The organism is Chryseobacterium sp. SIMBA_038, assembly GCF_046535115.1.
Classification (GTDB): Bacteria; Bacteroidota; Bacteroidia; order Flavobacteriales; family Weeksellaceae; genus Chryseobacterium.
In genome coordinates, this window is the sequence record NZ_JAWRXH010000001.1 from 110557 (window position 1) to 122964 (window position 12408).

The 12408-nt window shown below is 29.9% G+C and carries 14 protein-coding genes; 5 read left to right on the forward strand and 9 right to left on the reverse strand.

Annotation, left to right across the window (positions count from 1 at the left end; genetic code table 11):
- Position 1: 1 nt before the first annotated feature.
- Both SB689_RS00455 and SB689_RS00460 read right to left on the reverse strand, forming a co-directional pair.
- Positions 2-889 carry a helix-turn-helix domain-containing protein gene (locus tag SB689_RS00455; RefSeq protein WP_410690126.1) on the reverse strand — a complete coding sequence of 296 codons (888 nt, stop codon included), beginning with the start codon at positions 887-889 and terminating at the stop codon, positions 2-4.
- Between the two features lie 84 nt (positions 890-973).
- Complete coding sequence (locus SB689_RS00460) at positions 974-1339, reverse strand: hypothetical protein (protein WP_410690127.1); 366 nt, start codon at positions 1337-1339, stop codon at positions 974-976.
- Positions 1340-1574: 235 nt separating this feature from the next.
- Here SB689_RS00460 and SB689_RS00465 point away from each other — a divergent pair, with 235 nt between their 5' ends.
- Both SB689_RS00465 and SB689_RS00470 read left to right on the forward strand, forming a co-directional pair.
- Entirely contained in the window at positions 1575-2546 is a 972-nt protein-coding gene (locus SB689_RS00465) for an IS1595 family transposase (protein ID WP_410690128.1), read from the forward strand.
- A 64-nt stretch (positions 2547-2610) separates the two neighbouring features.
- Positions 2611-3114 carry a hypothetical protein gene (locus SB689_RS00470; RefSeq protein ID WP_410690129.1) on the forward strand — a complete coding sequence of 168 codons (504 nt, stop codon included), beginning with the start codon at positions 2611-2613 and terminating at the stop codon, positions 3112-3114.
- Between the two features lie 25 nt (positions 3115-3139).
- Here SB689_RS00470 and SB689_RS00475 read toward each other — a convergent pair whose 3' ends face one another.
- Complete coding sequence (locus tag SB689_RS00475; protein WP_410690130.1) at positions 3140-4051, reverse strand: hypothetical protein; 912 nt, start codon at positions 4049-4051, stop codon at positions 3140-3142.
- Between the two features lie 600 nt (positions 4052-4651).
- On the opposite strand from SB689_RS00475, the gene SB689_RS00480 reads away from it, so the two are divergent.
- Positions 4652-4777, forward strand: coding sequence for a hypothetical protein (locus SB689_RS00480; RefSeq protein ID WP_410690131.1), 126 nt, complete (start codon positions 4652-4654; stop codon positions 4775-4777).
- Positions 4778-5127: 350 nt separating this feature from the next.
- Here SB689_RS00480 and SB689_RS00485 read toward each other — a convergent pair whose 3' ends face one another.
- On the reverse strand, positions 5128-5280 hold the full coding sequence (locus SB689_RS00485) for a hypothetical protein (protein WP_410690132.1): 153 nt from the start codon (positions 5278-5280) through the stop codon (positions 5128-5130).
- 207 nt (positions 5281-5487) lie between these two features.
- On the opposite strand from SB689_RS00485, the gene SB689_RS00490 reads away from it, so the two are divergent.
- Together SB689_RS00490 and SB689_RS00495 are read left to right on the forward strand one after the other, a co-directional pair.
- Positions 5488-5886: a hypothetical protein gene (locus SB689_RS00490; protein WP_410690133.1), complete on the forward strand. Its 399-nt coding sequence runs from the start codon at positions 5488-5490 to the stop codon at positions 5884-5886.
- Positions 5879-7021: a DUF6575 domain-containing protein gene (locus SB689_RS00495; RefSeq protein ID WP_410690134.1), complete on the forward strand. Its 1143-nt coding sequence runs from the start codon at positions 5879-5881 to the stop codon at positions 7019-7021. Before SB689_RS00490 ends, SB689_RS00495 begins: the two co-directional genes overlap by 8 nt.
- 251 nt (positions 7022-7272) lie before the next feature.
- Here the strand turns inward: SB689_RS00495 and SB689_RS00500 are convergent, their stop codons facing one another.
- From SB689_RS00500 to SB689_RS00520, 5 genes are all read right to left on the reverse strand, one after another.
- Positions 7273-8118, reverse strand: a complete 846-nt coding sequence (locus tag SB689_RS00500; protein WP_410690135.1) for a transporter — start codon at positions 8116-8118, stop codon at positions 7273-7275.
- 1251 nt (positions 8119-9369) lie between these two features.
- Positions 9370-9840 carry a DoxX family protein gene (locus SB689_RS00505; RefSeq protein WP_410690136.1) on the reverse strand — a complete coding sequence of 157 codons (471 nt, stop codon included), beginning with the start codon at positions 9838-9840 and terminating at the stop codon, positions 9370-9372.
- 85 nt (positions 9841-9925) lie between these two features.
- Positions 9926-10129, reverse strand: coding sequence for a hypothetical protein (locus SB689_RS00510; RefSeq protein WP_410690137.1), 204 nt, complete (start codon positions 10127-10129; stop codon positions 9926-9928).
- Between the two features lie 25 nt (positions 10130-10154).
- A complete protein-coding gene (locus tag SB689_RS00515; RefSeq protein ID WP_410690138.1) occupies positions 10155-11483 on the reverse strand; it encodes an NAD(P)/FAD-dependent oxidoreductase in 1329 nt (442 codons plus the stop codon).
- Positions 11470-12399: a DUF5996 family protein gene (locus SB689_RS00520; RefSeq protein WP_410690139.1), complete on the reverse strand. Its 930-nt coding sequence runs from the start codon at positions 12397-12399 to the stop codon at positions 11470-11472. Before SB689_RS00520 ends, SB689_RS00515 begins: the two co-directional genes overlap by 14 nt.
- Positions 12400-12408: the final 9 nt, after the last annotated feature.

The following is a 12408-nucleotide window of genomic DNA, read 5'->3' on the forward strand; positions in this document are numbered from 1 at the left end:
TTTAATTAGATTCTGCACCTCTGTTAAAACCAATCGTATTTCTGTAAATCTGAGGTGAAATATCCGTTTTATTCTTAAAAAGCCGACTAAAATAATATTCATCTTCATAACCCAATTCGTAGGCAATTTCCTTAATCGTTTTGTCTGTAAGATACAGTTCTCTTTTGGCTTCAATAATGATTCGTTCCGTAATCAAATCGGAAAGCGTTTTATTAAAGTGATTCTTTGTAATCCTTGCAAGCGAAGAAGGTGTCTGATTCAATAAATCCGCATAATCACTCGCTGAATGTTTGGTTCGGAAGTTATCTTCAATCGCATTTTTAAGATTTTGAATAACAAACTGTTGCTTAATATTCACCGATTCAGAATTTTGAATGGTTTGTTGTTCTAATTTTATTCTTGTCGCAGTAACCAATAAAATTTTTAAGTAAGAAATCAAAACCTCATCCTTTCTGAAAGCATCATTTTTAAGTTCATTGGCGAGTCCATTAATCAAATTTAAAATCGAACTTTTACTGAATTCATTTAATCCAATAAAAGGTTGTTGATAGACATTATTAAACAAGATTCCATTGGCTGCAATTTCCTTATGATGCCTGTAAATACAGAAAAAATCGTGATGAAACTGAATCGAAATTCCCATAATCGGTTTCGCAGACTGCAACATAAAAGGCTGATAAGGATAAAACGCAAACAAAGTATTTTCTTTGAAAGAATAATCACAAAGGTCAACCGTCGCAACGCCATCTCCCGAAGTTATCAGGATTAATGTAAAATAGTTATTCCGCTGGATATGGTCAAAATAGCTGTTGTTATCAAACTCAAAAAGTTTGAAAGCCAGATTCCCGTTTTGTTCATTAACGAGCGTATAGACAGATTGTGATAACATTATTACTGCAATTTAATTATTATTTTTAAATCAAAACTGCCCTCTGAAAATTTTTCAAGGGGGCAGTTTCAAAACAAGATTAGATTAGAAAATCAAAATATCGTAACCCTCATTTCTCAGGTTAAGGAAACTTGGTAAGCCTGGAGTTCCCGGAACTTCGTTTTCGTTCAACAGCTCATACCCTGAAACTTCCGTTCCAAATACCGCTACGCATCCTTTGGAAAGACCGTGAACATAATCTTTCACCTCATTGTAAAGCCCGTGAACAGGGTGGTCTGTTTTTTCCAATTGTTCCGGCCATCTGATTCCCGTTCCCTGAAAAATGATTTTCACATCTTCACCCGCGTGCTTGAATTCATAAGCCGATGCTAAAGCGTTAAAAACTCTTCCCAAAGCTTCTTCTGAACCAGCTTTTGGGTCAGAAAGAATAATAATTGCTGTTTTTTTCATTGTATAAAAATTTAAGATAATAATATACTAGTTAATACCAAATTAATTAAACAACATTTCAAAACTTAGACAGCATCAATCTTTTGATGCTGTTTTTTTGTATCTGAAATCAATAAACAACAACTTGTAATCAATTGACAATCAAACTAAAAACAAGATAAAAATCATGAAAATTTGTTCATCAGCATTGTTCAGCCTCGATCTTTTTTATTAATTTTATATATAACTAATAAATATGAGATATATCGGCATAACAAAAATTTTTCATCTTGGAATTTCTTCAGATAATTCTTCTATAACCAACATGATGGAGTCATTGAATACAGAACAAAAATGCAGAGAATATCTTGAAGAATTGCTTTGGAATGGTGACCCAATATGTATTAATTGTGGCAGTGAACGAGAAGATCATTACAAATTAAAAAAGGACGGTGAATTCAATGGTATTTATAAATGTAAAGATTGTAGAAGAAATTTCAATGTGAAAATTGGAACTATGTTTGAAAACTCTGCAATCTCACTTAGAAAATGGTTTTACGCAATCTATATTTTTACATCACACAAAAAAGGTATTAGTAGTCATCAACTTGCAAGAGATATTGGTGTAACTCAAAAAACTGCATGGTTCATGCTTTCAAGAATAAGACATTCTTTAAGTTCTGAAAAAATAAATAAATTTGATGGAGTTACACAGGTGGACGAAACATTCGTAGGAGGAAAAAATCATAAAAAATCATGGCAAAAAAGAGTAGAAAATACTCAGGGAAGAAGTACTAAAACAAAAGCTGTTGTATTTGGCTTACTTAGTAATGGAAAAGTATCTACAGAAATCGTTCCCAACACAAAAGGGAAAACTCTTACAACGATTATTAAAAACATGGTCAAAAGAGGTTCTATTGTGGTTAGTGATGGTTGGAAAGGTTATTCACAAGTACACAAACATTACGAACATAAAAGTATACCTCATACTAAAGGTCAATATGTCAAAGACAATTATCATACTAATAGCATTGAAGGATTTTGGAGTTTACTAAAACGAGGAATTCTTGGCATCTATCATTCGGTTAGTCCAAAACATTTACAACTTTACTGTGATGAATTTTCCTTTAGATATAATACCAAAGATTTTGATGAAGGTAATAGATTTAACTTTGCTTTATATTGTGCATTTGAGGGACGACTTACGTATGAGGAACTGATAGCTTAACTTTTGATTGACGAATATTTATTTTAGTTCTTGTAGTTGTATTAAACAATCAAAATTAACTACTATGTCTAATTTTTTATTGTTTTGTAAGTTAACAAGAGTATTGTTAAAATTTAGATTTCTTACGTATAAATTTCGTCTGTTAAAATTTTTGGGTAAATTTAGCTCATATTTTAAGCAAATGTACTTTAATTATATAAATGAAAAAAAACTATTAGATGCGTTTAATTTAATTCTTAATAACTATCTTAAAGAATCAGATATTTATAAGAATTGTAAAATAAATTGTTTTGATATAGTTGAAAAAACTATAGTAACAAAATCATTAATTATACAATATGATGTAAAATTAGAAAATAATGATTTTTACATTCTAATGATTTGTAAAAAGTCTAAATTTAATTTTAAATTTACACTCCATTCAATGAATAAAGATTATTCAAAAATTATATTGGGTGAAAATGATTTATTTTTAATTTTCGGTCTTATTAAATATTTGAATGAAATTAATCAAATACCATTATTGAAATACTTCATGTCTTTTGATGAGTTTTTTGAAAAAAAATAAATCCGGCATTGCCGGATTATCTTACCTATATTCCTAAAACTCCTGTAGAAGCACTTAGATAATCTATAAATTCAGATGAATATTTGTGGTAATTTTCTGTTGAATTCTGCAATTCTAATAATCCCCATAATTTATCTGTTAAATCAACTTCTTTTTTATTTAAAAGATTAGCAGATTTTGTTAAAGTTGTCCATGACAAAATATCCGCCTTAGACATTCTATTTCTTTGTACTCTATATAATCTTGCATAATGATCAAATTTAGGAATGGTTGCTATAATTTGTTTTCTTATAGCTTCTCGCTGTTCAAACCAAGAATCAACTTTTTTCAAGTAGTCTTTATCTTTTTGTAAAACATCAACTGTTGATAGGTTACATAAAATTCGATAATATTTAGTTTTAACATATATTGCTCCATCTATTTGAGAGGTTTTATATCCCATGGATTGCATAAATCCATCTATCATTTTTAGTTCTGCATCATCTTTTTTAATCTTTTCTTTTTCTTCATTCATACTTTTAAGAAAATCTGAATACATCATGTAAAGTTTCTTAGTATTTTCATTTTCTATCAATAGTACATTGGTTTTATTAATTTCATAATATTTTATAACCTCTTCACATAATTCATTTTTAAGAAAATGTCCTGGAACGTCTTTATCATTAATACCCATTTTGTCTGAAATGATAATAAATGAACCTTTTAATTCATCTGAGGAAATAGGGATTTGATTATCATCAGAAATCATGTAAGCATTTCTTGTTACAGAACCATCAGTTATTTGCTTATATTCAACTGGAAATAATTTCTGATAATAAAACTTTTTTAGTGTTTGGTCATCAAAAGAAAACTTTGTTTGTCCTGATAAAGAGAGATTTGTTAACATCAATATAGAACATGATGCTACTTTTTTGAATGTAGATAATTCAAATTTCATTGTGTGGTAATTTAAGGTTTAACATAAAAATAAAGCGTGGACATTGTATCATGTCAACCTTAGGATTACCACACCCCAAAAAACAATGATACAAGCCACGCCAAAACAGGCGTACCTCATATACATTATTTGTCTTTTAAAGATGAAGTCCGAAAACTTCATTGTGGTAATTTAAGGTTGACAATAATGCAAAAAGCACGATTTATTTTACATTCCTTTTTTAGGAATGGTTTTTATTTTTAATAATACAAATATAATAAAAATTATCTAGGCTAAAAAACGTAAAACCCTCTAAAATAGAGGGTTTATGAAAATATCAACTTTATCCTATAACTACTAAATCTATTAATCTTCTAATTAATTAATACAGAGATAAAATTTATGGTAATAAAAACGGTTTTTTAACCATATAATATTATAAGTAACTAACAATATGTTAACAACTGTTGTATTCTGGTTTTTAAATTTCTTATCTTTGCTAAAGGACGATACAAATGTGGACATTATTCCATAGGCGATAACGCTGAGATTTTAAGCAGAACAACTCAGGTTGCAGCCTGAGTTGTTCGGTAATTGGTTTAATTCAAAAAATCCGTAACAATGGAAACTTTTGAAAAAAATGGAAAAACTTATAAAAAAGTTTTTACCAGATCGATTAAAAAGAACGGTAAAACTATTTACCATCCGAAAGGAGGACTATTTGTTTTCTATATAGAAATAAAATAATCAACTTTTAAAGCTCCCTGTTCAAGCAGGGAGTTTTTTATTTTACAAAATTGTTGTCTCAGAAGAGATACAATTATTGTATAAATGTACGTACAAATGTACAATAATTGTTGAACAATGTATAGCAAATGTTACATATTGTAACGCTATTATTTCAATTTTCGAAAGTAAGACGTTACAAAAACCCTTTATTTATAGGACTTAACACACATTTTTGTTGTTATAGATAACAACAACTTTTATATAACTTTGTTATATAACCTCAAAAAGCTTATTCTTGTTACCACACAGTATAAATAGAGCAAACAATATTTGCCCTATTTAAAAAATGAAATCACTTATAGACTAATTTATTTTTCTTCTGAAGGAGTTTGTTCAGGATTTGGTTGTTCAGCTTCTTGAATATTTGTTTGAGTAGTTTCAGCAATTTGTTGTTCTTCCTGTATAGGTTTTTCTATTGAATTTTCTAATTGCTCGTTGATAAATTCTGTTAAAGATTTCATATTATTTAATTTGATATATGTATACAGCTCTATGAAAAATTAACTATTAGATATGCAGATGTGAAAAATTATATCAATAATTTTTAATTGACAGTAAATAGTTTTTGTTTATTTCACATTAATTTATATTTTTATCCAATACAATGTTTAGAATATCAATAAACAAATCTAAATATATTTATTATGGTATTCCATAAATGAACATTAATGTTATTTTATAAATTTGATACTTTATGTAATTCATTTTTTATGATTGAATGGTTTGAAAATCTTCCAGAGCAATGTCCACCAAAAGATGCACAAGAGCCAAATGGGGAAAAATATTATAGATTGGTTTCGAATATCGAAAACCCAATAGAAGAATTGATTTCTCAAAGATTAGAGTTTCCAACTAAATTATTTAAAGTTGATGAATGTACTTGTTGTGCTGTATCTGTTTATTCTAACATAAAAGATTGTGAAGATATCATAAAATTTCCACGTCATAAACATAAAAAAATTTATGAACTCAATTTAGAAAAAGGTGACGGATTAATTAAACAAACTTTTAAGCCAAGTCATCATTCTTGGTGGAGAAGTACTAATTTTGCAAAAAATAATGAATAGGGTTTTTAACATATCTCAAATTTTGGTATATTATGATATACCTGAGTTATTTATTTCAGTAGATGAAATAAAAACTCATTATTTGTGCTTATTGGTTGAACCTGAAAATGATATTTATAGGTATTTAACTATTCCAATTTCTGAAAAGAGAATTGCTCAATTTATTAGTGGAAAAATTGATTTATATGAAGTCTATGTTAATCCAGAAATTAATTCTTATTTCTTTCTTAGCATCAACGATGAAGATGAACTAATCATTGATTCTTTTCAAATTCAAGGTTTAAAAGAAGAGTGGTTACCAAGTGAAGGCTTTTTCTTAAATACACCTTTTCAAGATGATACAATAATTATTGAGGAGGTTGTAAATAAAGACAATGCCGTAATACATTTAGCATTATCTGACAGTAGGGACGATTTTGGAATTGATACTGATGATTTGGGTGATATAGTTAAATTATATTCAGTATTACTTGAAAATAGCTATAAAAAAGCTTTGACTGAACATAATGTTAATAATAAGAAACAATTTATAATTCCTGAAAATTATAAAGTTCGTGCTTTTTTATCTTCTGCTGCATCATTTAATCTCCACTTGTATTCAGAATCACAGAAGGATATATTTGGCAATTGTATGATTGAATATGGTTTAGAAAAAATCGACGAAATATTTTCTGAATATGAAACAGAAGAAGATTTAATAAAAAAACTAAGAACTGTAAAAGGTCATGCTGTAAGTAGCTTTACTAAAATTTTAAAAAAGATTAGTTCTGATAATCTAAAATTAAAACATAAATGGTATGCACCTAATAGAGAATCAATTAAATACAAAATTATAGATAAGAATAAGGCTGACGAAATATTAGAAATATTGCAGAAAACTGAAGAATTAACAGAAGAAGTAAAAGAATTTGTTGGCTTTTTCGTTCAAGTTGATATTGTACGACGAACATGGAAGTTAAGGACAGATGAAGGAAAAGATATTTTTGGAGAAGCATCTAATGAAGAACAATTAAAAGGTTTAACAATAGAAACAATTCAATATAAATTAGTATGTGAAGAAATTATTGAAGAATTCAAAGTATCAGAAAAAGAAAAAACAAAATATATTGTCAAAACGATATCAATAATAGAGTAATTACAAAAACATAATATACTAGAAAACAAAAACAGCATCAATATTGATTGATGCTGTTTTTGTTTTCTAGTATTGTTTAATTATTTGGTATTAACTAGTATATCATTATCAAAGTTTTTTAAAATGTTTGACTCGTTAACATGTTAATAAAATTTCAATTTTAATAAATTTTTTAATATTTTATTCCAATTAAAGGCTAAATCATTCTATCAGTTACTCCAAGCCTTAAACAAATTTTACTGTTATTCACTTCAATGACGATAAGATGCACCAATGAAATAATGTTTTGTTGCGGTAGCTTGTATCCCATAATTAATCCCGGCATCCAATTTAAAATCATTTGCCACTTCTATTTGAATAGCTGCATTGATATAATTAGAGAATTGGTGGGCCTTAAAATTGTAAGTGTAATACGTTTCTGCTATCCCGTCAATCCCTTTAAATAATGGATGACTGATAGTTAGCGTCTGTAAAAACTCAGTATGCATTGCCGGTTGATCCAGATCTTTCAGCCTATCAACTTCCACTTGAAATCCAAGTTTCCACTCACCAGGCAATTTGTAAGACATGGGTACAATCAAGCCCCCTTCAAAGCGACTTTCTTTATCATATTTCGAAGAAGGAAATTTGACATAGGGTAATATAGCCATTGCAAAGTTTCCGCGGTTATTTCCTATTAGGTTCTGTTTAATTCTCAACGTTACATCACCAATTCCATTACTCTTTTCTATATCACCTGACCCAATCTCTGTTTCCTTTTGCCAGCCATAGGATTGAAAACCAATTTGTATCGCTGTACTACCCGTAATTCCGATTTTGAGATTGGCCTGATTGATGAGTACTGTACTAATCTCCTGTACATCAGATTTTTCCTTGATTAGTCTTACTAAGTCCGTTTCATACTGGAAATGTCCTGCATCTACCGTATAAGGAGATTCAGTCACATCAGGGCGGTCAGTTTCCATTTCTCTCATAAGAGCGCGCGGAACAGGATTAAGAAGAGAGTATTTTTGATTGGTTTCTTTTTGCCCAGCGCAAAGAAGGGGCACAAACATACCAACGAAAGCTAATTTAAAAAGGCTTTGAAAGTTATTCATGGTTTTGATAAATTAATACCCGCAAAGCATCCTCCTACGGCAACAAGATGTCTTTTCATAAAAGGATATTTTTTGTGATTGATGTACTCAAGATAATTCAATAATAAGACCAATTTGACTGAAAAATAGTTTTGTGGTACTTTTTATAAGATATTTAAAAGAAGGTGTTTTTTCACACATTTATTTGTCACTTAAAAAAGATATTTATTAAATCTTAAATACAATTAGTTTGTATAAATATTATGTTCGAAGGTGTTTGTATTATTTCAATATCAACTTGTAAAAGGCAGCTAAGGTGTTGCCGACAACTACTGCTTAGGCTACCAAAAGACTACGGCATAAACGGTTTCCTCCCTAAAGGTACCCTCCAATTATTCCGTTTCCTTTTGGTTTTCCTCATTGTCGGCTAAGATTATCTGCTTTCTTTTTTCCGGTTTTTCTTTTGAAAAATATTCAGCGATGCAGGGCTTCAGTGAAAGGACGGTAAAGAGATTGAGAACAATTTAAATTGTACAATCTTAAGCACAACGATTATGAACATTATCGAAACCAACAGGAGATGGAAATATCGGAATTGATATTGAAAATATCAGTGAATATTCTCCATTTGAAATAAAAATAAAATGGAAATCAAAAAGGAATTGTTATTTTGGAGACAATATTTACCGAAATAAAAGAATAAATGGGAAATATCCTAATATTAATACGAAGAGAGTAAAGGAATTATGCTTCAGGCTATTAAAAGAATAGCTTTGAAGAATTTTCATTGTGTATAAATTGTATAGAAGGGAGTGATGACAATTGGAACGTAGCAGAAGTTTATATCTATTTTGAAATAAGATATCTATTTTAGGAGTTTTAAACTTAATCACAAAAAAAGAAATAGATATTGAATTTATTTTTGAAAAAAGTTTAAATTAGCTTTAGTTAAAACAAACGCTCTTAATAGCTTATAAAAAGTGACCTATTCTGTGACCTATAAAATAATAGAACAGCATAAAGCCGATGGAGAGTACTTTTCTTAAAAAGATACAAGTTCCTCTCTCTCCGCAGAGTAGGTAAAGGAAACTTTTCAAAACACTCGAAAATTTAAAAAAAGATGTGATTAATTAAATTACATCTTTTTTTTGATTTAATATACTCAAAGTTTTTAAAAATATACATGACAATTGTAGTAAAAAGAGTAGCACATTTTGTTTCACATAAAAGCATTTAATAATCTTAACATCTTAACTAATAAGATTTATCTATTCATCTGGTTATAAATTTAGAAGAAATCAACCAGTAATCCACAGAAAAAGTGCCGCTTCCTTTAAGGACAATAATTAATAGAATCGCTAACAGTAACACAAAATATTCGATACCTTCGCCTTTCTTTTTTTTGAGCCAGTTCAGTGTCCAGCCATCTGGAAGATGCATGAATAATGCACCCGAAAAAATAATAAAATTACCCATTGCTGCAATTCTGCCAAAACAACCAATTATTAAAGCAATGCTACCCAAAGACTGTCCGATTATAATCATCCAGGTAATAAAAACGGGGATTTTTTTTGCCTTCATCTGCAAAAGGGTTTCTTTAATACCAATACCTCCGCCCAGATCATCAAACCAACCAAGCAATTTTTGCATTCCGTAAGGAAAAATGATTATCCCTGCAGCAAGTCTAAGAATAAGATACACGTAATTATTCTCAGTTTGAATTATATCAAATAAAATATTCATTTGTAATGGTTTATATTAAAATTTTACCTAAAAGAAACAATTCAAACTCTTTTAAATATTTTAATTTATTATCAGTAAAATTCCTCTAATTTTCTTCAATTATATCTGAATCCTCCTTTTGTTTAAAATTATCAATTTCTTCATTGTTCTCTGAAATTACTGGTGGTTCTTCCATAGAAAAATCATCAATTCCTTCATCGCCTTCAGTGGTGTCTTCTGTATGTTTTAATTCTGGAGTATGGTTGTTCCAAGAAAAAATATCATTTATTTTTGAAAAAAATGTTTTCATAATATTAAGTTTTAAGATAGATTTATTAATTTTTCGCTGATTCATAAATTTTCGCAACAATTTGATTTTCTTCAATTTCACTTTCTCGGTTTCCGGATCTGAAAATCATTCGCAATGCCTGATCTCGGGTTAAGTACGCAATCAGCCAATTGTATAAAGTTTTAATGATATTGTTATAATTCACAAGCGACATTACATGAATAAAAAGCCAAGCCAGTAAACCTGCTAAACCACCAATATGAAGCTTATGCTTGAAAAGATCGACTACAGCAAATTTTCTTCCTATGATGGCCATATCACCTCGGTCAAAATATATAAATTCCTTCATTGGTTTTGCTTTTGCCAAAGCCAAGAGATTTCTTGCCAACATTTTTCCCTGTTGTATTGCCGGTTGGGCAAGTTGTGGATGTCCATTTGGATAATTGCTGTCGTTGGTTTGCAGGCAAATATCACCAATCGCGTAAATATTTTTGAATCCTTTCACCAAATTATATTCATTTGTAAGCATTCTTTTTCCTCTGCCAAGACTTTCTGAGGGAATACCTCTGAATGTATTTGCTGTAACTCCGGCAGCCCAAATAAGGGTTTTTGCTTCTATAATTTCTCCATTTGACAACACAACTTGATCATCGATATAATTTTCTACAAGCGTATTTAGTTTTACTTTAATGCCCAATCGATCCAGTTCTTTACAGGCTGCGACATGGGTTTTGTCACTCATAGGTTCAAGTAAATTTCCGGCTCCGTCAACAACATATATTTCTGCAGTTTTAATATCTAAATCAGGATATTCTTTACCAATAATATAATGTTTCATTTCGGCGAGCATTCCGGCAACTTCAACACCTGTAGGTCCACCTCCGGCGATGACAATTGTTAAAAGTTTTTGTCTTTCTTGAGGATCTTTTTCAATGGAAGCTTTTTCCAGAGTTTTTATTAATTCATTTCGCATATATAAAGCATCATCGATACCTTTTAACGAATGAGATTTTTTCTGAATAGATTCATTTCCAAAGAAATTTGTTTTAGATCCTGCTGCAAAAACCAGATAATCATAAGGTAATGTACCGCCATCATTCAGATATAAGTCATTATTTTTGGTATCAATAAAATCAACACCCGACATTCTGAAATTTATATTTTTACCTCGAAATAACTTTCGAAAAGGATAGCTTATATTTCCAGCTTCCAGAAATCCTGTGGCAACCTGATATAAAAGTGGAGTAAAATAATTGTAATTGTTTTTATCAACAATAGTAATAGTATAGAATTTGTTGTTGAAAAGTTTTCTTGCAAAATTTAATCCTGCAAAACCACCACCAATTACTACGATATTTTTTTTAGTTGTATTCATTTTTGTAATTTTTATCGGCTGTATATAGATCATCACTCCAATTAGCCAGATTTGAACCTAATTTATATGCACTTTTCAAAAAATCAAGCAGTAATTCATTAGGATGATCAGATTCTTGTACCGCTGAATATGGTAGTAAAAACTGTCCGATTTCTTTATTGTAATAAGCTTGTTCAGGTAAAATTTCTCCAGCATGAAAAAGCTCAGGTTCAGGATAAATATAACAGTAAAATGAAGGTTCCTGTACTGTTTCTGTACCGCTCCAAAATCCGAAATCCATTAATTCGTGACTGAAAGCATCCTGAAGAACCCAATCCGGAAGTCCCGGTATTTTTCCTGGATGATGAGGTGCTTTTTCTCCTGAAAAAAATGCCATTGACAAATCAAATCCGCCCCAAAAAAAGTGAATTGGACTTGCTTTTCCGGTAAAATCTTTTCTAAAGATCATCAAAACCGATTGTATACAAAGAAGCGCGTGATGTAGGTTGTTCGCATGAATAGGATTATAGGTAGCATGAATTTCATCTTTTTCAAACGGAATCGGGTTTTCAATTTCCGATGGAGTTGTCATGATATTTACATCAATATTTAATTCATGAAGCAAATCAAAAACTTGTTTGTAAAAGTCTGATACAGAAAGATTGTAAAGTGCAAATTGCATAGTTTCTCCTTTGCTTGTAGAGATTCTCAATTGGTGCGCAACAAAATCCAGATCTATTTGAAAATTAAAATCTTGATAAGGAATTGTTTGCGTACTAAGACCAAAAGTGGTAATGTGCAAAGTGGTATTCCTTGAATGATTTGCCCAGGGAAGTATTGCCAGTTTAATTTTTCCTAAAACCTGTGTGTACAATTGCAGTGTTTCGTATGTTGCTTTTCCATCTTTGTAAGACAGCTCGGGCCAAATGTTTTTCATAAGTAAGTT